Below are 21,951 nucleotides of genomic sequence, written 5' to 3' on the forward strand. Positions count from 1 at the left end.
ACTTCATGAACTCTCTTTCTACCCATAGTCTGGATAGATCAACGCAATGGTTAAAACATTTTGTTATGGAGCACTAGCTCTCATGGATTTTACCAGTATCTATCGGATTGTGGCAGATCTTGATGTGAAAAATGGATCGATGCACCATCCCCTCCAGCCTTAATGCGTCATTTCATAGCGCCGATAAGCACATCGAGCATCAGGGCTGCGAAAAGCACAGCTCTGTAGTTTGCTCCCTGGTAGAAGAGCTTCTCGCCTCTTGATGGTGTGGGGTTTCTGACGAAATCCGCGCACTGGATGAGCATCCATACACCTGAGAGGATGGCTGCTGCATGGTAGAGAGCGCCGAGTCCCGAGGATATGCCAAGAAGCACCGAGAGGATCACGCCTGCGGTCCAGAAGGCTGCCACAAGCCTCGATGTGAGTGGTATCCCGTAAGTGGCAGGGGTTGTGGGTATGCCCTTTGCCCGATCTCCTGGGACATCCCTGGAGGCATCGCAGTTCGTGAACCCCCAGTCAGTTATGCAGATCATGAGGCCAAGAATGAGGGCTGCAGGATGAAAACCAGGACCGGGCATGAGGAATCCTGCAGGCGATATGGCGAGCCAGACGCCCACAGGAACCATGCCGTACGCCAGCCCGACGAACAGCCAGCTCAGCGGCGTTCTCCGCTTCGCCCATGCGGAGTAAACGGTTATGATCGCGGTGGCGGCGAAGAGCATAACCAGGCTCTCCGGGTTGAGGTAAGCGGCTGCAGCAGCGGCGAGAACGAGAAGGATGATGGCGTAAATACCGGCGCCGCGTCTGCTGACCTTAGACGAGGGGATGGGCCTGCCCGGCATCGCCACCCTGTCAACATCAACATCAACATAATCGTTGAAGACGTATGCGCTTGTTGTCGCAAAGTACGCTCCGATCGTGGCTATCAGAAATGGCGCCGCTCCTGGAAGCGAGCCCGTGGTCGCGTAAGCTGAGAGAAGAGCAGCTGCAGCAGGAAGCGCGAGGTCCATGGGCGCCAGCGGGGGACGGAGCAGCTCCAGGTACGCTCTCACATCCATGCCATCACTCCAGAATGCCCTCGAACAGGCTCAGGTGATCCTGTGGTTTCGTCAGGAACTCCAGGCTGCGGGGCTCCCTCAGGGCGGAGTAGATCTCCCTTCTGCGGCTGAATCCGAATCTCCTCAGCATGTCGTCATCTGGCGCATCCACCCACCTGATGGGCGCTGGATCCCTGTACCTCGGGTTCTTCACGAAACCATCCTTTGTACAGTAATATGCGCCGCCACGCAGATCCCTGTACGGGCCGTAGATGGAGGAGAAGCTCCTGCAGACGAAGTTCGCCATCTTCAGGAGTCTGTTTGAGCGGTTGATTGTTACATGACCGTATCCTGGAGGTATAACGACCTTATCGCCCTCATATGCTGCGATGCACACGACAGAGCTCGCATCCTCATTCTGGAGGAGGTAAAGCGCCTCGCCCTCAAGGACCTCGTAGACCTCCGGGTATGTCACATCCGTGCCCGGGACCTTTGGATGATAATGACCAGCTGTCTTCACATACTCCCTGCCGAGCATTCTGGGAGGAATGATGGTTATGTCGTACCGCAGATCATGTTCAGTGAGACTGCTCCGATCAGCCCTGCTCAGGTAAAGATCCCTGTACATGTAGTAGAGATCGAGATCCTCTGCAGCGGATGCCCATTCCGTGTCGCAGAGAAGGTCACGCATATCGCTCAACCGCCTGATGTCAGGTTCCCATCGCCTGCCTCCAATCTCGAGAGTCAGCAATCCAACACCGCCTATATCGCTCAGGGGGCAGTTGCTGTGTTCATCTCAGCCAGCCCGCCCTGAAGCCTGTATCTCTTCCTATCCGTGGGCGCGCAAATAAATTCTTTAGGGTGACCTCTGAAGAAGTGGCTTCCGGGTCATACGACCAGCGAGAGTGTCAGAAATCGCCAGGATCTCCGGAGATCACAGGTCGTATATGGTGTGCCTCATCAGTCGACGATAACTATTTCAGCTGACAGGATGGATTTTACACAGGAGATGTGGGACATGCGACCTCTTCTCATCATGATGCTTTTGATGTCATTCGCAGCAGCTCATCAACCCTTCTTTGAGGATGTGGATATCACAGCAGATAATCCCTGGTTAGTGGAGGACCCGACGATCTCGACTGCGATTTATGCAGCTCTCGATGGTCCTGAGGATGTGGATTACTATTCGTTCAACGCCACCCGGGGCCAGAAGGTGCTGCTGAGCATGCTCATACCACAGATCGATGGGCATGAGAATTTCATGCCCCGAATGGCGCTTATGGGCCGTGGTCTCCCTCCTGCGAGGCCTCCAGAGAGGGTATTCAAACCGGAAGGATCCGGCACCATGATGCTGGATCCGCCAAAAAACGCTACCACCTTCTTCGAGCCGTTCACCCGCACATCATACTGGACCCGTCAGAAGGAGATCGTGGGGATTCCGGCTGACGGCCGGTACCTTGTGGCCGTCTGGGACGATTCGGGGAGAACGGGAAGATACGTCTTCGTCATCGGCGATCGCGAGGTTCCGGGCGGAGATCTTGCATTCCCGCTGAAGATTCGGGGGTACTGGAGACCTCTTGCAGAGGCCAGGCAGAACCAGTCCCAGAACGCGAGCACCCCGGTTGCACAGCCTGGCCCGGGAGCAGTCGCGGCATCAATCTGCATACTGCTCGTGTTTCTTCTGAGAAGAAATGGGTGAAGTCTGCTCATGTGCAACGACCCCACCCGGCACAGACCTCTTCATGTGTGGTTCCCGAATGTGGAGTCCGGAGAGAAAGTTTTATCTCCGATCACAGACTCGATCTCCTCGCGCGCCGGGATAGGGTAGTGGTCATCCTGCGGGACTGTGGATCCCTCGAGCCGGGTTCGAATCCCGGTCCCGGCCTGGGAATATCGCTTTTCCTCTTTTGAGCTGCCAGAAGCACACATTCATTCGCGATGAACGCACAGCAGGGTCGGTGCTCTCCGGCCAGAGATGGAGCATACCGCTTTTCGTGTGTTACCGCCTTCTCTTATCCATCTAGCGACCTGCCAGAAGAAGCACTCCTCCTGACATGCGCTCCTGGAGCGTGAGCAGTTGCATCCACAACCACATTGCACGGCCTCCAGGTTTCTAAGCACACAAGAGCGATCGGTTCATGCGATCTCTGGTCTCCGCTCAGCGTCCAGCATTAGTGCCCCTGAAGAAAGGCGCTCTCCGCCCCACAACCTCCAGGATAAGCCTCTCGATCTCATCCGGATCCGTCGATCCTATCTCCAGGAGGTTGTCGTTTCTCAGGAGGCATGGCTTCAGTCTTCCATCAGAGGTCACCCTGAGCCGTGTGCAGTGCGCGCAGAACTCTGTGTTGTCCATGGGCCTGACGATCTCAACAACAGCGCCATCAATAAAGTACTTCCTGCGCCTGTGCATCTCTCTTGTCAGAAACCCATCTGCCTGCGCCTCAATCCGCCTCTCCACGCTCTCCAGATCACCCTTCGGGCCATCTCCGAGCAGCTCGATGAGCTGCAGTATCACGCCGCTCCTCCTGGAGAACTCGATCATGCCGGGAATCTCGCACTCGTTCTCCTTCAGAACGACCATGTTGAGCTTTACAGGTTTCAGCCCGGAGACCAGTGCAGCCTCTATTCCGTCGAGAACCCTCTCCAGATCGCCCTCCGTCCCACCGGTGATGCGCCTGTACCTGTCAGGATCCAGCGAGTCCAGGCTTATGTTCGCCCTTGAAAGTCCAGCTGCAGCAAGCCGTTCAGCCCTCTCTTTAAGATACACTCCGTTGGTTGTGATCGAGATCTCGACCCCGGGCGCAACCTCCTTGAATCCAGCTATCATCTCCTCGAGATCCCTGCGCATCAGCGGCTCTCCACCGGTTATCTTCACGCTCCTTATGCCAAGCCGCGATGCGGCGTTCACCACATTCACCGCCATCTCCCTGGAGATCTCTCGCCTCCCGGCCACCTCTCCCTCATGATGGCAGTAGATGCATCTGAGATTGCATCTGGATGTAACAGACATGCGCAGACCTGTGACCTTACGTCCGTACGGATCGATCAGGACCATTGTGCTGAAGAATCGGCTGATACTATTTAGCGGATTTGCTGTGCATGATTTTTATAGAAAAGGTGGCACGTGATCGTGCATTCTCTGAAGAGATTCTAATACAATGGGATGTGCAAGGATGCGCATCACGCAGGCGCGCAGACCTGAGCGCATGCATTGTGCCTCTTTCATGCATGATCCCTGGCGCAGCAGCATCCCTGTGATATCAGTATCCTCCAAGCCGCCCGAGGGATCGCTTGAGATAGCTGAGCAGCGCCATCGAGAGCATCATGGAGAGCGCGAGCGCTGATATCGCGTCCTCCCATCTGATATCGCTCATCTCCATGAGGTACACAACGCCGCCGGAGAGTGTCGTCAGGAGCGCGGTGGATAGAACAGATACGAGCAGCGATGCAGCCACAGATCCAACCTGGTACCGCTCAAATAGCGCGACGAACAGAACAAAGCTTACCGCTGTTATCACGAGTATGACAGAATACGGAAGCGTCGGGCCGTACATGAATACCTGGATCAGACCGAATGCGAGAAGGACCATGGTGACTCCAAGCATTGTGGAGGCCAGGAACGCCCTCAGGACATAGCTGTCGCGCGGTATCATCTGCAATTTGTTTGCTTTTATTGAATATAAGGATTCTCTTTTCTATGCCGTGTCGAATAATGTTTGAGGATCCGATAGCATAGACCCGATTCATGCAAATTATAATTATAATAAAAAATCGATAGCACCTTTTAGGTCTCAATTATTCAACACAGCACTTTTCTATACACCCGGTTGAGATCCGCATTCATATCGAACCTAGAGGTGTGCGATCTTATCTCTCTCATGGGTTGTGCGCCCGTCTCATTGAGACCCGCAACGTCCAACCCGTCCCATTGGTCATCGGTTAAGGATTTTCTGTAAATATATTGACCATTAAATTTGACAAATTGTGATCACGCCAGATTGGAGAGTCTGATTCAAATCGACCACCTGTGGACTTGAGTCCTGATAGCAGTACTGATGCGGGATAAGACTATTAAGTCCAATTCTACACATGTCGATCTTAACCGATGAAGCATGCAACCCGTCCGGATTCGTGGAGCATCTCGTTGGTGTATGCCGATTCCATCAGAATAATTCAGTACTCCGGGCCCATGACCACTGTGTGATGGTTGTTGTCAGCCTCTGCATCGTCGGACCTGAGCGATCGTGTTATCTACCATTAACCAGCAAAATATCTTTGGTGTCTTCCCTTGTATGACGTCATTGTTGTGGGTGCCGGTCCGGCGGGACTGACTGCCGGTATGTACTGCGCCAGAGGTGGCATGAAGACATTGATACTGGGCAACGTATATACCTCCCAGCAATCCATGGGAGGACTTTACGAGAACTACCCTGGATTTCCTGATGGCATTCAGGGCATCGAGCTCTCGGAGCGAATGCTCTCCCAGGCGCAGAAGTACGGGGCAGAGTACAGGCAGGAGATGGTTGAGAAGATAGTCCATCTGGATGAGACGTTCAGGATCAAGACCGAGAGCTGGGAGTACGTCTGCAGAGCCCTGATTCTGGCGACAGGTGCAAGCCACAGGAAGATCGGTGTGCCGGGAGAGGAGAAATACGTCACAAGAGGTCTCTCATACTGTGTTTACTGTGATGGCGCTCTGTTCAGGGATAAAACGACCGCCGTCGTCGGCTACGGCAACGGCGCAGCCCGGGCACTGCTGTACCTCTCAAACATATGCAGCAGGGTTCATCTCCTCTGCCCGAAGGACAGGCTTGTTGCCGAGGCGGTGTACCTCGATCGGCTGAAGGGCCTCAGGAACATAACACAAACATTCGGCGTCGAGGTCACTGGAATCGTCGGAGATGAGTTCGTCAGCGGCATCGAGTTCGTGGTCGGGGGGACGCCCAGATCTCTTAAGGTGGATGGCATATTCGTGGAGATGGGTGTATCTCCAAACACAAAGCTCGCAAGGGATCTCGGGCTTGAGCTGACTGAGGGTGGATTCGTGAAGGTCAACCGTCTCACACAGGAGACATCCATGCAGGGCGTGTTCGCAGCCGGAGATGTCACAGGTGGAAGAATGCAGGTTGCAACCGCGGTCGGCTCGGGCGCATCGGCAGCTATAAGCGCAATGCAGTATCTCAGGTAAGGCGATGAAGAGCGCGCGTTCCCCTGTCGCGGTCTGGCGCGGCAGAGATCTTCTCGATGGAAGGGTTGTTGAATCCACCACAGTGATTCTCAGAACCAGGGGCTGTAGATGGAACAGGTGCGTGATGTGCGGATACGCACAGGAGGGGGTCGATGCGAGCGCTGAGGATATCATCGCGCAGTTCAGGTCGATACTCGAGAGGCTCAGGGGTGCGGAGCTCGTCAAGATCTACACCAGCGGGAGCTTTCTCGATCCTGTTGAGGTTCCTGAGGCTGCGCGCGTGGAGATGCTCAGATCGCTGAGAGATACGGACGTGAGGAGGCTTGTGATCGAGTCCAGGCCTGAGCACATCGATCGCCCCGCTCTTGAGCGGATCCTCTCTTTCATAGATGTGGAGGTTGGCATTGGGCTGGAGAGCTCGAGCGATCTTGTGAGAATGCACCTTATAAACAAGGGGTTCACATTCTCCGATTTCGCGAGAGCCTCTGATCTGATACACTCCCTCGGAGGGCGGGTGAAGACCTACCTCCTTCTCAAGCCCCCAGGGCTCTCTGAGATGGATGCCATCGCCGATGCGCTGCGGTCTGCGAGAGATGCAGAGCCACACTCGGATATCATCTCGCTCAACCTCTGCAACATCCAGAGGAACACACCGCTTGAGAGGATGTGGCAACGCGGCAGTTACAGGCCCCCATGGCTCTGGTCAGCGGTGGAGGTGCTCCGCGAGTCCTCGCTGAGAGTTCCGGTGATATGCGATCCGGTGGGCGCGGGAGCGAAGAGGGGTCCTCACAACTGCGGCACATGTGATGGATATGTTGCGGATGCGATAAGATCGTTCTCGCTGAGCCAGAACCGGGCAGATCTCAATGTGGATTGCAGCTGCCGCTCCGTCTGGAAGAAAGTCCTGGAGCTCGAGGATATATCATTCGGAACACCACTTGTTTGACCGGAAACCACATGCTGTGATGGCCGGAGGGGACAACAGCAGGCCCTTGCTCTTCCAGGCACGTGATGAACTGATCTGGCGAGCGAATGAGTTCTCTCCACCCGCCTGACCCCGGGGTTGTTGCATGTGGTCGCCTCATCAGGTGCCAGTTCGAGCAGAACGCACCGGAAAGTGTTATGAATCCGCAGGCTCTCCAACAGCAGGGATTTGGATGATTGTGGTATACTCTCTGGGTGGATCTGTTCTTGCTGCACAGGATTCCGCCGGCCTTAAAAGATATGCTGAAACGTTAAAAATGATCTCGAGGGACAACCAGCTCTATGTGGTCGTGGGAGGAGGTGCCATCGCGCGCGATTTCATAGGCAGAGCGCGTGGTGTTGGCGCAAGCGAGGCGCTCTGCGATTCGCTGGGAATACTCGCGACCAGGATGAACGCAGCGCTCCTGGCCGCGGCACTTGGTGGTTCTGCACCATTCAGGGTGCCAGAATCCTACGATGATGCTCTCGAGGCATCAAAAACATACAGGATAGTGGTCATGGGCGGAGTATCTCCGGGGCAGACCACTGACGCGGTAGCAGCACTTCTTGCGGAGTACGCCCGTGCGGATCTTCTCGTGATCGCCACATCTGTGAACGGCGTTTACACTTCAGACCCGGAAAAGGATCCGGGGGCTGTGAAGATCCCCAGGATGAAGGCAGGGGAGCTCGCGAGGATGATGAGCCAGATCCAGCTCAAAGCTGGTTCGAGATCCCCCGTGGATCCGCTTGCAGCAAAGATAATCGAGCGGAGTCACATTCCCACCATCGTGCTCGATGGCAGGAACGTGGCAAATCTGATCAGGGCGATAGATGGAACACACGACGGCACCGAGATTCGTGGCTAGCTATGCAGGGGTCAGCGATCGGATTATGTCCGCGGGGTTGACCAGACCCCATGGCACCCCACCCTCGGTTACAACAAGCTGGCTCGCGCCTGTTTTGCCCATGATCTTTATAGCCTCGTAGACCAGATCGTCAGAGTCGATCGTCAGATAGCCCCTGGTCATGATCTCCTTTACCTCAACACCTGTGCGGCCGTCTGCAATCGCTCTAACAAGATCCACCAGGTTAACAAGCCCTGGTGAGCTCTCATCCACGAGAGCCTCGCTCACTCCGTTATGTATCATGGTCCTGGCGGCATCCTGGATCGATGCTGAGGGGCTGATCCTGACTGCGCGGCGCGCGATCTTTTTCACAGGTATCCTAGGCACGGAGATCATCTCTCTGACCTTGAATATCAGCCTGCTCATCGTGTCGTCCCTGCCGGTGACCTCGCCCCTGATGTAGAGCCTGTTCACAGGTGTCGGCCCTATCTCGATCTCATCGCCTATGTTGAAGTCTCTGACGTTCCCTGTGATGCGAACCATGCCATCGCAGCTGTCGTGCCGCATGACCTTGTTGAATATGATCTCGCTCGCAGAGGCGCCCTCCACCTGAACGCCGTTCTTGATTATCGGCACGTCTACCACATCGCCGCTGTTGTCGAGGCAGAGAACCTCGTATGCGGCTCCGGTCGCCTTGTAGCCGCCCTTCGGACCCGGTACTCCCTCCACAAGGTTCAGCGCCTTGAGCGACTGCATCTGGTTGCGGATAGTGCCAGGATTGCGGTCGATCAGCTCTGCAATTTCTTCTCCCTTTACAGCCCTTCCCTCACGTCGATGTATGTTGATCAACGCGGTGAGTATATCCCTCTGAACTGGTGTTAGCTCCATAGCAATACGGAGGTACCATCATTATTACCTATTTAGATTTAACCTCTGGAGTTACAAATCTTTGGATGGTCCTTTCGATCGCATGGGGCATTTATTAATTCCTTTGTAGGGGAAATCTGACATCCTTTTCCAGATTTCGGATAGCGATTCTCTCAGAGCATTTCCATAGCTCTTCGGGTAGCAGGCGCACGGGTACACGTCGCCGGATGGGGTGACATGCATCCAGCTTCTCCCCGCGAAGCATCCGAAGCGTTTGAGCGCCGCAGGCACAGAGAATACCCTCGGCGGGGGTGCGCTTGAGACGAACCTCTCCAGCGCGGAGAGATCTGAAGCGTCCAGAACGATATCCTCTGAGCCTGTGCACCTCCCCGTGGGCACAACCTCGAAGAACGTTAGCTCATGCGCGCACGCTTCGCGCGCGAGGTCATGGAACCTCTGCAGATGTTCGATGTTATCGTGTCTCAACACCACATACAGATCGACCAGCAGCCCTGCGTTCAGAGCATGCCTTATGGCGTTCATGGCCTCTCTATACACACCCTTTCGCCCACGGATGGCGTCGTGCTCATCCTCCACCGGGCTGTCCAGACTCACATTCACCGCCTGGAGCCCCGCATCCCTGAGCCGCCTCGCGAGGCCCTCGGTGAATCCAGCGCCGGAGGTGAACATTGTGGTCACAGCCCGATCATCCACACAGCTCACAAGCTCAGGCAGCTCCCTGTACAGACAGGGCTCTCCGCCATCGAATATTATGAGTGTGGATCCGAGATCGAGCGCCTGATCTATTATCCTCTGGACATCTTCAGGCTCAAGACTGAGATGTTTTCCTGTATCGGGCAGTGCGCAGTGCCTGCATCGGTTGGGGCACTCCTCTGTCACAGATATCGTGATCTGATCAGGGGTTCTTCTGCCGAGGGATGCGAGGATCTGGCTCCTCACGAAGCGATCGAAGGCCCTGCTCGGGACAGGCGGCAGCCAGGTCGATATGTAAAGAGACTCTCCAGCGAATGCCGGAATGTTTCCGTCGATCATCGAGAGGGCAGATGAGATCGCCGGAAGCTTTGAGAGAAGACCATCAGCTCTGACCCTTATTCTCCCAGAATCGACGGATGCTGTCGCCTTTAAAACAGGAGTGTCGCAGAGCTTGTATCTCAAACGATCACCGCTTGTAGACCTCATCCGGCTCGAAAACCCTCTCGCCGACTATCCTCCCGTCCAGTGTCCTGTAGAAGCAGGATCTGTATCCGGTGTGGCACGCCCCTCCCCTCTGCTCAACCTTCAGGAGAATCGCGTCCTCATCGCAGTCTATCAGAATCTCCTTCACTATCTGCTCATTTCCTGAGGTCTCCCCCTTCCGCCACAGCTTCCCCCGCGACCTCGACCAGTAGTGCGCAACTCCTGTCTCGAGCGTTTTGGAAAGCGCGATGCTGTTCATGTATGCCAGCATCAGCACCTCTCCTGTCTTCCAGTCCTGTGCCACTGCTGGAATCAGCTTGCCATCGGGAATCTCTACCATGCCCATCAGCCTCATGATCAGACGCGTGCGTTATAAAGCTTGGTGCTGTGCTGCTGTGTTGAATAATTGAGACCTAAAAGGTCGATCGATATCGATTTTTACTATAATTGTAATTTGTATGATTTGGGTCTCTGCTACCGGATTCCCAAATATTATTCAACACAGCATGCTGTGCCGTTCAACTCCGATCCAGCGCTCGGCATTCACACGGAGGAGTTTACGCCACCATGTACAGGAGGATCTTCTGCATCAGCCCTTAACTACGCTCCCCCGGATTCACATGAGTTCCTGCATCCTCCAGCCACAGAATATCCCGATCGCAAAAGATATATCCAAAAAACTTGACCTTGAACCAATTAAGTTTAACAGGTGTCCTGCTTGGAGGTTGCAATCGCACTTGGGGTGGTTGTGGGTCTGCTGATATTCGCCTTGAAGGCCGGCATGGGATGCGGGCTTGCGCATCTCAGCTGGAGGGGGATCATGCTGTTTGCGTCTGGCTATCTGCTTGTGGCCACAGGTATGGGTCTCCTGATAGATCATCTGTCTATTGATATGATGGCAGGCGTGATCAGAGCAGGCGTGACGATGCACGCGATTCTTGCTCTCTGTCTCATCGCTCTCGGAATGCTCACGGTGAGAGAGTGGAGATGCTCTGGCAGGGACATGTCGCGCAAAACGTTCTGGGCGCTTTCGATCCCCTGTCCTGCATGCATGGCGGCGACGTTCCTCTCATGCAGCGTGCTCGCGGATCTCCTCAGCATCTCCCCTGCGAGAATCGGCGCAGCTGTGGGCATCATCCTCTTCGTGACAATCTCCTCGGTCTCACTGCTTCTGAGAAGGCTTCAGGGTGGTCCTGGCATCATGGGGAACGTGATGATGCTCCTGGGGGGATTTTACATCATCTCGATAATGCTCCTGCCGTCGTACATCCAGATGCATGAGGTGACAGTGAGATTCGCAGCACCCGAGATGCATTCTGAGCTGGTTCCCGCTTATCTGATATTGATCATGCTGATCTCCCTGGGATACGTCATCCGGAAGAAAGGTGTGACGGTATGATCTACGAGACAGCTGTCAGCCTTCTCTACGTCTTCTCCACATCTCTGCTCTATCCCGATATAATCGGCCTGCTTGTTCTGTTCGGCTGGTCGCTCATCCTGCTGGGGTCCCTGATCCAGGAGTACACATCCAGGAGGAGAGATATCGGGGAGCTGGAGGAGATCACGCTCAGGGCAGCCTCACTTGCAAACTCCGGGATGTCGAAGGAGGCCGCCGAGGTCCTCAGGGGGTACAGATCCCCGCAGCTCTCCGGTGTTCTCATGGAGATGGCGGGCTCCCTGGAGGGAAGCATGCTTCACATCAGGCTCGACAAGATCCTCCAGGATGCTGAGCTGGACCTCGCCAGGAGGCTCGAGCCTCTGCGCATCGGTCTCAGGGTCGGCCCGATACTTGGGCTGATGGGCACACTGATACCAATGGGCCCAGCGCTCGTGAGCCTCTCGAAAGGTGATGTGCAGTCCATGGCGGCGAGCCTGATAATAGCGTTTGCAACGACTGTGATAGGACTGGTCGTTGGCGGGATATGCTACTGTTCTCTTCTGATCAGAAACAGATGGTACCATCAGGACCTGAGCGATGTGGAATACGCTGCTGATATACTGAGGAGGGCCATGAATGAGAGACCGGACGGGCGTTCTGGATGAGATCGACGGGGACCCGATGGAGGGCGTCGCAAACCTCTTCGATGTCGCGATGGTCTTCGCCGTGGCGCTTCTGCTCGCGCTCGTCACTGCTTACAACATCTCAGAGCTTCTCGATCCCACATCCAGCGTCACCGTCGTTAAGAACCCGGGCGAGCCGGACATGCAGATAATAATCAAGAACATGAGCAGCATTCAGATCCTGAACATGACAGAGCAGCTGGGTGGGGGGCAGGGAATCCGCATAGGCACAGCATACCGCCTGAAGAGCGGCCAGGTGATATACGTGCCGGAGAATGAGACGCCACCAGCTGCTTGATCTAGAGACGGATTGCGTATCGTTAGCTCACTGCCGTACGGCATTAAAACCACCGGCACATATCCCGGTGGGGATATCAGTGATGTGGATCAAGGAGCAGGAGGTGATCGAATGGACGTTACCCTTCTCGGCACAGGCGCAGGAATACCGCAGGCAGACCGTGCGCAGGCATCGATTCTCCTTCATGACGAGGATCTGCTGCTCATCGACTGCGGTGCGGGCGCTCTTTTCAGACTGGGCGAGCTCGGCCTAAGCCCACTGGAGATCGAGACAGTGCTTCTGACACATCTGCATCTTGATCATGTGTCAGATCTCCTTCCGCTTGCAAAGGCGCGGTACCTTCTCGGCGAGCCGTGGCTCAAGGTCTTCGGACCTGCCGGCACGGATCAGCTGGTCAGATCCCTGCACTCTCTGTACCCTTATCTGCAATCGATAAAGCTGGAGGTCACCGAGATCGGGGCGGGATGCAGATTTGAGATATGTGGGCTCGACGTGCGGACCGTATCCGCAGTCCACAGCGTGCCAGCGCTCTGCTACAGGATCGAGGGCTCATCGACAGTCGCATGCTCCGGGGACACAGAGCCGAGCGCAGGTGTCTCTGAGCTTGCAGCCGGATCCGACCTGCTCGTCCACGAGTGCTCGTTTCCGGATGGATTTGATGTGACGAACCACACCACCCCCACACCACTCGGCCGGATCGTGAGAGATGTCGGGGAGATCGTGCTCACACACTTCTATCCCCACTGCAGAGGTCTTGAGGATGAGATGGCGCGCACGGTGGAGGGGATCTCCGGGATCAGGACCAGAGCAGGAAGGGATCTGATGGGCCTGAAGATGTCTGGATGACGTACCGGGTTCACTGGCGGAGTCAGATGTTTCGCAGGACGAGGGCGCGTGACTGGAAGATGAGCGTATACAGCTCGGGATAAAGATGTGCTCGCAGAGGTCTCAGCTAGGTGCTGACACCCTCCCCGTGCCCGGAGAAGGAAGCAGAGAGATCCTACTCCCTCCTCCACATCCCAGCTGCCACCAGCAGGAGCACGAATAGCACGAGTGCCATCCCGAAGAGTGGCGCTCCTGATACAGAGGGAGTTGCTGCAGCAGTGACATTCTCCATCACGTATCCCCTCACGTCCACGGTCTCTGTTTCAGACTTTTTCTCCATCTCAGACCCGACACCCTGGGGGAGAGTGCTGTTGTACGGATGCCTGGAGCGCGAGGAGCTTCCAGACCTCACAGGCTGAGCTGCCGGAGATCCCTCCGCGGGAACGGAAAGCATCCCGCTCATGTACTCGTTCAGGAGAAGATTGCCGCATGTGTGGTGGCAGCACGCAACCCCGTAATCATCGACAAGATCCCTGTACCGCTCTGCGAGATCCTCCAGGACCTCGGGCGATGGGTGCCATCTCTCCTTTCTTGCAGTCTCTAAAAGCCTCGCGTCCATCACCTGCGCTGCCCATGGGTTGTTCTTCCTGAAGAAATCCTGCAGCCCCAGGTTGTATTTGTCCTCCACATAGATGTCGTGGACCTCGTTCCATGTGTTCTCGCTCACAAGCTCTGGCACCGTCGCCTCCCATCCCCACAGGTACTCGACGAACCTGTCCATCTCCCTCGCCCCGGAGTACCCCTGCTCCATCATCCCCTGGATCCACCGGGGGTTGTAGTACCTCGTCCTCAACTCCTTTGAGAAGAACTCTCCGAGCTCATGGATCCTTTCCTTCCTGGGATCCCTCACGTCTGTCACGTACATCTCAGGGGTGGATCCGGTCACGGTTCTTACAGCGAGAGCTATTCCGCCAAGATACTGGAAGACATCATCGTTATCGATGAATCCGTAGAGGTTTGAGTTCGTGTGATGGACAGCTGCATCAACTCCTCCAAGATTCGCGCTGTAGACCTCCATCTGCTGCTCTGCTGACAGAGATCTGCCCGAATCAAACCTCCCTCCCCAGATACCGTCGCCGTAGATGCAGGACATCCTGGATATGAAGAGCCTGCCGAGCTCTGAATCGTTCTCCCATCTGTCGCTTGCAGATATTGGTGCGTCGAGGTTGGGGCCGTATGTGCCTGCAGCCTCGAGGAATATCCTGGATCTCGAGAGAAACTCCGCATCCTCTGCGGTGCAGTTTCCAGCCTGGAGAAGCATATCTCTCAGCATCTCAGAGTTCTCCCTGATGTAATTCGGGTACGCTGTGTCTGTATCGTTCGCAGCGAGCCGTATCGCCTTATCGATGAGAACCAGTTTCTCCGGGAAGAGATCCCTGTAGAGGCCGGATGGGACCACAAGGACATCTATCCTGGGCCTGCCAAGTTCCGATAATGGTATCAGCGCGACATCGCTCACTCCGCCGTATGCATCATAAACAGGCCTGGCACCTATGAGCTGGAGTATCTCAGAGTCGACCACTCCATGATCTGTCATCGCCCAGGCCCAGAGGACGACCGCGATCTTTCTCGGGTATGTGCCGTTGTGCTTCATCCTGTACTCCTCAATGAGACCCTCCGCGAGCTTCCTTCCGACCTCCCATGCGGCAGGCGTCGGAACCCTCCTCGGATCCACGGACCTGAAGTTCCTGCCTGTCGGGAGCACCTGCGGATCCCTTATCGGATCATCAGCTGGCGATGGGGGTATGTAGCCACCTCTCAGGGCGTTAGTCGTGTTCGTGAGCTCATTCCCACAGCTCCTCAAACCCTCTGCGTACATTTTCGAGAGGTTCAGGATCTCCGTCAGGTTGGAACTGATCTTTCCGAGGATAAACTCCTGAGCTGACTCTGGAGAGGAGCCGTTTATCAGGACCTCGTACAGGAGAGATGATGATACGTTTTCGATCCCATCCTCGGTGGAAGTGTTGATCGTCCTCTCAATCTCCTCAATGTAAGAATCACCGAGCATCGACCGCACCATGGATACGAGAGAATCATTCTCGTAGGGCTGGCCGAACGTGTGCAGCCCGTAGGGCATGAACGAGCTCTTAAGCTCCTCCAGGTAGTCCTCCAGCTCTGGCAGGAATGCCTCGAACGCCTCTGGTTCATCAAGGGCGCTCAGGTTCTCGCCCAGGTCCTCATCAAGGTGAAGGTCTCTGCATGTTTCCAGTATCTTCCTCCTGTACTCCTCCTTCACGCTCTCGTTGAGCACGTTCCTGTACTCGTATATGCTCTCCTTCAGATCCGAAAGGTTGCCGTAGAGGCCTGCAGCCACTATTGGCGGAGTGAGGTGAGAGATCATCACAGCATCCCCGCGCCGCTTTGCCTGCGTGCCCTCTGCGATGTTGTCCACGATGTAAGGGTAAACAACAGGAATGTCCTGAACGAGGAGCGCTGGCCAGTCGTTCCAGCCAACAACCCCCTCTCTGCCCGGAAGCCACTCCTGGGTGCCGTGCTTTCCCAGGTGAATGATGGCATCCGCGCCGAATCCGTGCTTCAGCCAGAGGTAGAACGCTATGTACTGATGGTGTGGAGGCACATCTGTGGAGTGGTAAAGAACCGTGCTGTTCTCAAGCCATCCCCGGCTCGGCTGTGGCAGCAGGATCACATTCCCGAAGGAGAGCTTCGGTATTACCAAGTATGAGCCGCTGGAGTTGCTGAAGACCATGATCTTCCCAGGGGGAGGACCCCAGTGATTGATGACCACATTCTGCAGATCTGCTGGAAGCTCCCTGAACCAGCTGATGTACAGATCCGCTGGAATCAGTGTGGCGTTTCCGGCCGCGACCATTGCGTCCAGCTCTCCAGGGGCCCATGTGCCCACGTTCGTTCCCTGGTGTGCCAGGAGATCGACCAGGACCTTCTCATCAGGGACATCTCCCTCGATCCTGTAACCCATGCCCTTCATGTGCTCCAGGATGTTCCTGAGACTCCGGGGGACGTTGAGGTAGCACCCCTCTATGTTGTCCTTGCCGCCGCCGTGGTTGTAGTAGATTATGGCGACCCTCTTCTCAGAGTTGGGCTTTTGCAGCCTGATCTGCGCCATTGCACGATCTGCGATCCTCTCTACCTCAGGCTCTATGGAGGAGTACACGGTATCGTTCTTGCCCGAGATCGCGATGGGATCGAAGATACCATCCATCTCAGGTAGCGCGACCTGGAAGTAGAGCTCCAGGGGGTTGATGCTGGAGTTGGTCCATTCCATGGGTGACTGGTAGTAGAGCCGCATTCCGCGAAGCACCGGCACGTTCAGCGACTCCAGGATCTCCACCCCTCTCTCAGGGTCCCCGTAGCTCAGGCGGAACGGCTTTGTGACGACAGCAAGATCGATAAGAGTGGTGTTGTTCAGAACAAAGAACCTCTCGAGGGAGGATGCATTCGAGAAGCCTATGCATATGACATTCGCACCCCTCCTCTCGAATGCTCTGATGAGATCGATCCTGTCTGGCTGGCCCAAATCGCCATAGTAGCTCGCGATTCCAACTGTTGGAGCGCTGCTGTTGTACCGGTACCACTCCATGTAAGATGTTGTGTTCTCGAAGAGATCCGGAGCGTCAGGGTGGTAGATGTACTCCCTTGGCGCAGGGACTGGCGCCTCAACCCCCACATCCACGCCGCAGAAATGCGCTGCGAGATACCCGATGAGCCTCCGCATGTTCTCCACCCCACCGTACTCCCAGTACATCTCGATATCTGGATGAGCGCTCATGTTCACGCTCGCAAGATGCTGGTATCCTGGTGAGTTCAGGAGCACCACCGGCACGCCCCGTTTCCTCGGCTCATCGAGAAGTCTCTCAAGCAACGACGCAGAATCGCCACCGATCATCTCCAGAAAGATCAGGCTGTACCCGGAGAGGTTCATCCCGGGATCCAGCATGTCAGGCGATATCAGCGTTATGTTCAGCGGCGCCCCCTTCATCGCCTCACGGATGGATGGCTGCTGGCCGACTGTGACGAAGAGCGCATCTGGTTTGTGCATCCTGGCGGTGATCTCGATCCTGGGACAATCCTCTGGCCTGGAGTTCCTCTCCCCGTAGTAGAAAACCAGACGATCTCCGTCGTTCAGCATCAGAGACTCCGGTCCGGTTATAGGCACAGGCTCATCGGGATAGTTGACCCAGTACCTCCAGGATATCTCTTTGCTGGAAACAAAATCGCCTATCGACTCGACCGTCAATCCGTAGATGCTGATAAGGGAATCGTTCACGCTGACGTTTATTCCAGTGGATGATGCAGATGATATCAGCGCTCCAAGTGCGCTTTTCATGCTGATGCTGTAAGTGGCATTGCTCGTTGCAGTCACATTCATGCTTTTGTTCTCAAGCAGGACCTCACCACTCCAGAGCAGATCTTTCTGCAGGGAGCTGAACGCGTAGAGCCTTCCATCATCGGCTCCTATGAAAAGGATCCCATCAGATGCAGATGGCGAGGACATGATGTACTCGTTAACAGGGTATGTCCAGACGACCGATCCGTCGGATGCGTTCAGGGCGTAAACCGCTCCTGCATCGGTGTTTGTCCCAAAATAGATCCTGCCGTCCAGGAAGAGCGGCGACGATTTCACAGGACCGTTGACCTCTGTCTCCCAGATCAGGGAGCCGTTTTCGTCGAGGCAGATCACACGTTTATCATCAGTTCCCACATAAATGCGACCGGATGCGATCGCAGGAGTGGATTGCGTGCCGTTGATGCTTCTCTGCCACAGAGCATGACCGGTGGTGGCGTTCAGTGCTGTGATGGATCTCTCCGTCACAAAGAAGACCGTGTTGTTCCAGATTGCAGGGCTTGAGGTGATGGCTGCATCTGCAGGAGCTTTCCACATGATCTCCTGCGTGGAGGCGCTGACGCAGTAGAGAGCCGGATCTCCTCCAGGGAAATAGATCATCTTTCCAGATACGGCAGGGGATGCGAAAGGCGAGATGGATCCCGTCGAGAGATTCCAGAGCTCATCGCCATCCAGGTTCAACGCATGGAGCGCGCCATCAGAGAAGCTCATGATGTAGAGCGTATTGTTTTCGATGAGGGGGGATGAGGCGACGCCCCAGTACATCGGGTCTCTCTCTATTGTTCTGTTCCAGAGAGTCTTGCCGGTAAGAGCATCAACGCAGTAAACCTCGCCTGTCAGCGAGCCCGTGAAGACCCTCTCACCAAACACCGCTGGTGTCGATGCCCCGCCCTTTCCGCCTATGGGATTTATCCAGAGGACAGTCCCGTTTCTCTCATCGATGCATGCAAGCCCCAGCTCTCCCCTGAACGTCATGTCAGGCCAGTTCGAGACGAAGATCCTGCCAGCTGAGATCGAAGCTGATCCAGCAATGTATCCATGTCCTGTTAGGCTCGTGCTCCACAGAATATCAGGTGAATCAGGACCTGGACCGCTCAGATTGCCGGTCCTCTGGTTATCACCGTGGAATGTCACAAAGTCAGCGCTCGCCTGCAGAATAAGCGATGAGAACAGGAATAGACCTACAAACCAGATGCGCCATGCTTGCAGGTCTCTGATGCATTTATGTGCCATTATCCACCTCCAGCCTCCTTCAGGCAATGGGACCCTCATTTATGCATATTCTCTTTAGTTATGTTCTGGTCATTTGAGTAAATTAATTTGATTTTACTTAAAATTTTTGTTCTTGGGTTACGGGTGCCGGGGCACTCACATTCCAGTGGTCTGGGGCACGCATCACCGAATACAGGAATCGGCACTCACTGACACATGGGTGACGGATCCTGCGAGATCGCATCCTGATGACTGATACCGCAGAATCAATGACAGAATCTCAGTTCAGCAGCGCATGCCTTGGATCCTGCGATCTCGTTGGTCTCAGTCGCCTCCTGCAGAAAGGAATATTAAAGATGCATCCTCACTTTGCCTCATGATCAGGGGCAGGGCATGGGTCTTCGGGGATGATGTTGATACAGATGTCATAATTCCAGGAAAGTACCTCAGGACGAGGGACCTGCGCGAGCTTGCGGAGCACGTAATGGAGGGCCTGGACCCGTCGTTCCCGTCCAGGGTTCAGCCGGGAGATGTCATAGTGGCTGGCAAGAACTTCGGATGTGGCTCTTCCAGGGAGCAAGCCCCTCTCGCCCTGAAGCTCGCAGGAATATCCTGCATTGTTGCAAGATCTTTCGCCAGGATATTTTACAGGAACGCCATAAACATCGGTCTTCCACTCATGGAAGCTGACGTCAGGTGTGAGACGGGGGAGATCGTGGAGGTTGATCTTTCCAGTGGAAAGGTCACTATCAGTGGCAGGGAGTACACCGGCAGAAAGCTCCCGGACTTTCTGATGGAGATACTGAACGATGGTGGGCTTGTGGCCCACAGGAGAAAGCAGAGGGAGCGTGGTCTGATTTGATATTCCCTGAGGACTACAAGCAGATAGGCATCTCCAGAGAGCCCAGGCATGGCGATCCTGTGTACTTTGCCACAAGATACCTGATATCATATGAGGGGAGCAGCATATGCATTTACAGGATCGAGAGCGATGGCGAGGGGTTCATGAGAAGGGCATCTCACATCGAGATGATCTCCAGTGGCGACGAGATCGTGGAGTATCCGGAGATTGTGAACACAAGAAATCGGGCTCATCTCATAAGACTGGCGATGGATCTCTGCAGGGGCAGAGTCAATACAGTCATCTTCAGGGGTCCGGATGAGCATGTGACCTTCGTTCACGATCCTGATCCTGGAGCGATAATGGAAATAGAGATCCTTGATGTCCAGCCCCCTGAGCCGCCGTGGCTTGTTTACGTCATAGAGAGGCTCGAGGAGTGCGGCGTCATAGGTGATCTGACGATGGGCTTCAAACCCAGGATTCTAGATCTCAGGAGCTTCAAGGGGGAGGATGTCTACTTTCCGTGCAGGGCATCAGGGCTTGGAAGATCCCTCGATGCGGACAGGGTCACAGCTCCTGTGCCTGAGATAGTGGGATGCGAGATATCCAGAGAGATCTTCAGAGCGGTCTACGGGGAGAGAAAGCACAGGTTCACCAACATATGCCCTGTGAGCGGAGACCTTCTGGTACCAGCTGGCCCATTCATCACAAGATGCTGCAGATCCGAGAGGAAAGGGCTGATCAGAATGCATGGGCATCCTGGGGTCGTGGTCCACTGGGGTGACGGGCCGCATCAGATCGAGCAGGCTCTGAGGATGCTGGCCGAATCGATCAGGAGCGGGAGATGAAGCGAGTCGCTCTGGTGCCTGGAGACGGCATCGGTCCTGAGGTCATATCGAGCGCGGTTCGCGTCCTGAGGGAAGCCGGATTCGATGGGGAGTTCGTGGAATTCGATATAGGCTACGGCAGATGGAGTCGCGATGGAAAGGCCATAACAGATGATGATATTGAGGGGATGAAGGAGTGCGACTGCACACTCTTCGGTGCCATCACAACTCCGCCTGATCCCGATTACAGGAGCGTCCTGATAAGGATAAGAAAAGAGCTTGACCTGTATGCGAACATAAGGCCCCTCCGATCGAGCAGGATCGATGCCATCATTGTGAGGGAGAACACTGAAGGCCTCTATTCGGGTCTGGAGGTGCTTGGCGATGAGGAGGCCAGGACAGTGCGGGTCATAACGAGACGGGGAAGCCAGAGGATCGCTGAGGTGGCATGCAGGATCGCATCGGATCGGAGGCACCTCACAATAATACACAAGGCGAACGTCCTCAAGAGCGATGTCTTGTTTTTGAGGACATGCAGGGAGGTCGCTGAAAGGTACGGAATCAGGTATGACGAGATGCTTGTTGATGCTGCGGCATACAATCTGGTCGTCAGGCCCGAGAGGTTCGACGTTATGGTGACGACAAACCTCTTTGGGGACATTCTCAGCGATGAGGGCGCAGGCATTGTCGGCAGCCTGGGGCTCTGCGCCAGCGCGAATTTGGGTGACCGCTGGGCGCTCTTCGAGCCGATACACGGGAGCGCGCCGGACATCGCGGGGAAGGGCATAGCAAATCCTGTGGGAGCGATACGGAGCGCTGCAATGATGCTCGAGTGGTTCGGCGAAAAAGGCATGGCGCAGCTGATCGAGCATGCGGTTGACAGCGCTCTCTCAAAAGGCCTGAAAACCCCTGATCTCGGCGGATCCTGCACGACATCCGGGTTCACAGACGCAGTCATCGACGAGATGAAGCGCACAGCAGCAGGTTGATCTTTGACGGCACGAGATTCACGTACTCCGGTATCCGTCTAATCTCGCAAGAGTGGCTTGGGGAGCATATTGATTCTCAATATTTTTGTCTTCGCTCTCATCCATCTGATAACTTGAAGAGGCACCAGTCATGCACTCGTTTCGACTTATCTTCGACTGCGTCGAAGAGTTTCGACGAGGTCGAAACTGTCGGAACCCTTCGACGCAGTCGAAGGCCTGGCATTGGGACGGGTGCATTCAGCAATCGGCCTGCATGTCATTCAAGTTGCAGAATACGTAAGAGCGATGGGCATTCCTGGAAGAGCTTGCCCTGGTCACGCAAAATCATGAAAAGACAACGCTTTTACCAATCTGATGACTCGCGAGAAGAGGCACTGGTTCTGCAATGTGATCATGGCGATTGAATGAGTTCCTCCA

At 55.3% G+C, this 21,951-nt stretch carries 19 protein-coding genes and 1 tRNA gene; 12 read left to right on the forward strand and 8 right to left on the reverse strand.

The window, feature by feature from the left end:
• Positions 1-167: 167 nt before the first annotated feature.
• Both QHG98_08555 and QHG98_08560 read right to left on the reverse strand, forming a co-directional pair.
• The gene (locus tag QHG98_08555; GenBank protein MDH7597767.1) at positions 168-1,058 is read right to left on the reverse strand and encodes a UbiA family prenyltransferase; all 891 of its coding nucleotides are present in this window, start codon (positions 1,056-1,058) and stop codon (positions 168-170) included.
• Between the two features lie 4 nt (positions 1,059-1,062).
• A complete protein-coding gene (locus QHG98_08560) occupies positions 1,063-1,788 on the reverse strand; it encodes a glucose-6-phosphate isomerase family protein (GenBank protein ID MDH7597768.1) in 726 nt (241 codons plus the stop codon).
• Positions 1,789-2,055: 267 nt separating this feature from the next.
• On the opposite strand from QHG98_08560, the gene QHG98_08565 reads away from it, so the two are divergent.
• Positions 2,056-2,736: a hypothetical protein gene (locus tag QHG98_08565; GenBank protein MDH7597769.1), complete on the forward strand. Its 681-nt coding sequence runs from the start codon at positions 2,056-2,058 to the stop codon at positions 2,734-2,736.
• A 114-nt stretch (positions 2,737-2,850) separates the two neighbouring features.
• Positions 2,851-2,922: transfer RNA gene (locus QHG98_08570), tRNA-His, on the forward strand.
• 273 nt (positions 2,923-3,195) lie between these two features.
• Here the strand turns inward: QHG98_08570 and moaA are convergent.
• Together moaA and QHG98_08580 are read right to left on the reverse strand one after the other, a co-directional pair.
• Positions 3,196-4,092, reverse strand: a complete 897-nt coding sequence (gene moaA, locus QHG98_08575) for a GTP 3',8-cyclase MoaA (protein MDH7597770.1) — start codon at positions 4,090-4,092, stop codon at positions 3,196-3,198.
• 205 nt (positions 4,093-4,297) lie between these two features.
• Entirely contained in the window at positions 4,298-4,690 is a 393-nt protein-coding gene (locus QHG98_08580; protein ID MDH7597771.1) for a hypothetical protein, read from the reverse strand.
• Positions 4,691-5,325: 635 nt separating this feature from the next.
• Here QHG98_08580 and QHG98_08585 point away from each other — a divergent pair.
• The 3 genes from QHG98_08585 (at position 5,326) to pyrH (ending at position 8,054) form a co-directional block, all read left to right on the forward strand.
• Positions 5,326-6,225 (forward strand): FAD-dependent oxidoreductase, encoded by a 900-nt coding sequence (locus QHG98_08585; GenBank protein MDH7597772.1) that lies wholly within the window; start codon positions 5,326-5,328, stop codon positions 6,223-6,225.
• A 4-nt stretch (positions 6,226-6,229) separates the two neighbouring features.
• Positions 6,230-7,171: an archaeosine biosynthesis radical SAM protein RaSEA gene (locus tag QHG98_08590; protein MDH7597773.1), complete on the forward strand. Its 942-nt coding sequence runs from the start codon at positions 6,230-6,232 to the stop codon at positions 7,169-7,171.
• Positions 7,172-7,382: 211 nt separating this feature from the next.
• Positions 7,383-8,054, forward strand: a complete 672-nt coding sequence (pyrH, locus tag QHG98_08595; GenBank protein ID MDH7597774.1) for a UMP kinase — start codon at positions 7,383-7,385, stop codon at positions 8,052-8,054.
• Here the strand turns inward: pyrH and QHG98_08600 are convergent, their stop codons facing one another.
• Genes QHG98_08600 through hisI form a run of 3 tightly spaced genes read right to left on the reverse strand, consistent with a single transcriptional unit; the run spans position 8,055 to position 10,443 of the window.
• Positions 8,055-8,921, reverse strand: a complete 867-nt coding sequence (locus QHG98_08600) for a CBS domain-containing protein (GenBank protein ID MDH7597775.1) — start codon at positions 8,919-8,921, stop codon at positions 8,055-8,057.
• A 51-nt stretch (positions 8,922-8,972) separates the two neighbouring features.
• On the reverse strand, positions 8,973-10,076 hold the full coding sequence (locus QHG98_08605; GenBank protein MDH7597776.1) for a radical SAM protein: 1,104 nt from the start codon (positions 10,074-10,076) through the stop codon (positions 8,973-8,975).
• Between the two features lie 4 nt (positions 10,077-10,080).
• Positions 10,081-10,443, reverse strand: coding sequence for a phosphoribosyl-AMP cyclohydrolase (hisI, locus tag QHG98_08610; GenBank protein ID MDH7597777.1), 363 nt, complete (start codon positions 10,441-10,443; stop codon positions 10,081-10,083).
• A 372-nt stretch (positions 10,444-10,815) separates the two neighbouring features.
• Between hisI and QHG98_08615 the strand changes: the two genes are divergently transcribed.
• The 4 genes from QHG98_08615 to QHG98_08630 all read left to right on the forward strand — a co-directional run bounded on the left by QHG98_08615 (position 10,816) and on the right by QHG98_08630 (position 13,302).
• Positions 10,816-11,496: a DUF2162 domain-containing protein gene (locus QHG98_08615; protein ID MDH7597778.1), complete on the forward strand. Its 681-nt coding sequence runs from the start codon at positions 10,816-10,818 to the stop codon at positions 11,494-11,496.
• Positions 11,493-12,140: a MotA/TolQ/ExbB proton channel family protein gene (locus QHG98_08620; GenBank protein ID MDH7597779.1), complete on the forward strand. Its 648-nt coding sequence runs from the start codon at positions 11,493-11,495 to the stop codon at positions 12,138-12,140. The genes QHG98_08615 and QHG98_08620 overlap by 4 nt, the downstream gene beginning before the upstream one ends.
• Positions 12,112-12,456: a DUF2149 domain-containing protein gene (locus QHG98_08625; GenBank protein MDH7597780.1), complete on the forward strand. Its 345-nt coding sequence runs from the start codon at positions 12,112-12,114 to the stop codon at positions 12,454-12,456. The genes QHG98_08620 and QHG98_08625 overlap by 29 nt, the downstream gene beginning before the upstream one ends.
• A 111-nt stretch (positions 12,457-12,567) precedes the next feature.
• Positions 12,568-13,302: an MBL fold metallo-hydrolase gene (locus QHG98_08630; GenBank protein ID MDH7597781.1), complete on the forward strand. Its 735-nt coding sequence runs from the start codon at positions 12,568-12,570 to the stop codon at positions 13,300-13,302.
• Between the two features lie 154 nt (positions 13,303-13,456).
• Here the strand turns inward: QHG98_08630 and QHG98_08635 are convergent, their stop codons facing one another.
• Complete coding sequence (locus QHG98_08635) at positions 13,457-18,898, reverse strand: cobaltochelatase subunit CobN (GenBank protein MDH7597782.1); 5,442 nt, start codon at positions 18,896-18,898, stop codon at positions 13,457-13,459.
• 355 nt (positions 18,899-19,253) lie between these two features.
• On the opposite strand from QHG98_08635, the gene QHG98_08640 reads away from it, so the two are divergent.
• From QHG98_08640 to QHG98_08650, 3 genes are read left to right on the forward strand one after another with little or no spacing between them, the layout of a single operon-like run.
• Complete coding sequence (locus QHG98_08640; protein ID MDH7597783.1) at positions 19,254-19,739, forward strand: 3-isopropylmalate dehydratase small subunit; 486 nt, start codon at positions 19,254-19,256, stop codon at positions 19,737-19,739.
• Entirely contained in the window at positions 19,736-20,566 is an 831-nt protein-coding gene (locus QHG98_08645) for a hypothetical protein (protein MDH7597784.1), read from the forward strand. Before QHG98_08640 ends, QHG98_08645 begins: the two co-directional genes overlap by 4 nt.
• Positions 20,563-21,534, forward strand: a complete 972-nt coding sequence (locus tag QHG98_08650) for an isocitrate/isopropylmalate dehydrogenase family protein (protein MDH7597785.1) — start codon at positions 20,563-20,565, stop codon at positions 21,532-21,534. The genes QHG98_08645 and QHG98_08650 overlap by 4 nt, the downstream gene beginning before the upstream one ends.
• Positions 21,535-21,951 lie beyond the last annotated feature (417 nt).

Origin of the sequence: Methanothrix sp., from assembly GCA_029907715.1 — an archaeon.
Classification (GTDB): Archaea; Halobacteriota; Methanosarcinia; order Methanotrichales; family Methanotrichaceae; genus Methanothrix_B.

Excerpts from the sequence above, each read along its gene's own strand:
- QHG98_08555 (MDH7597767.1), bottom strand. The coding sequence starts at position 1,058 with ATGGATGTGAGAGCGTACCTGGAGCTGCTCCGTCCCCCGCTGGCGCCC.
- QHG98_08565 (MDH7597769.1), top strand. The coding sequence starts at position 2,056 with ATGCGACCTCTTCTCATCATGATGCTTTTGATGTCATTCGCAGCAGCT.
- moaA (MDH7597770.1), bottom strand. The coding sequence starts at position 4,092 with ATGGTCCTGATCGATCCGTACGGACGTAAGGTCACAGGTCTGCGCATG.
- QHG98_08580 (MDH7597771.1), bottom strand. The coding sequence starts at position 4,690 with ATGATACCGCGCGACAGCTATGTCCTGAGGGCGTTCCTGGCCTCCACA.
- QHG98_08590 (MDH7597773.1), top strand. The coding sequence starts at position 6,230 with ATGAAGAGCGCGCGTTCCCCTGTCGCGGTCTGGCGCGGCAGAGATCTT.
- pyrH (MDH7597774.1), top strand. The coding sequence starts at position 7,383 with ATGATTGTGGTATACTCTCTGGGTGGATCTGTTCTTGCTGCACAGGAT.
- QHG98_08600 (MDH7597775.1), bottom strand. The coding sequence starts at position 8,921 with ATGGAGCTAACACCAGTTCAGAGGGATATACTCACCGCGTTGATCAAC.
- hisI (MDH7597777.1), bottom strand. The coding sequence starts at position 10,443 with ATGGGCATGGTAGAGATTCCCGATGGCAAGCTGATTCCAGCAGTGGCA.
- QHG98_08620 (MDH7597779.1), top strand. The coding sequence starts at position 11,493 with ATGATCTACGAGACAGCTGTCAGCCTTCTCTACGTCTTCTCCACATCT.
- QHG98_08625 (MDH7597780.1), top strand. The coding sequence starts at position 12,112 with ATGAGAGACCGGACGGGCGTTCTGGATGAGATCGACGGGGACCCGATG.
- QHG98_08630 (MDH7597781.1), top strand. The coding sequence starts at position 12,568 with ATGGACGTTACCCTTCTCGGCACAGGCGCAGGAATACCGCAGGCAGAC.
- QHG98_08635 (MDH7597782.1), bottom strand. The coding sequence starts at position 18,898 with ATGGCACATAAATGCATCAGAGACCTGCAAGCATGGCGCATCTGGTTT.
- QHG98_08640 (MDH7597783.1), top strand. The coding sequence starts at position 19,254 with ATGATCAGGGGCAGGGCATGGGTCTTCGGGGATGATGTTGATACAGAT.
- QHG98_08650 (MDH7597785.1), top strand. The coding sequence starts at position 20,563 with ATGAAGCGAGTCGCTCTGGTGCCTGGAGACGGCATCGGTCCTGAGGTC.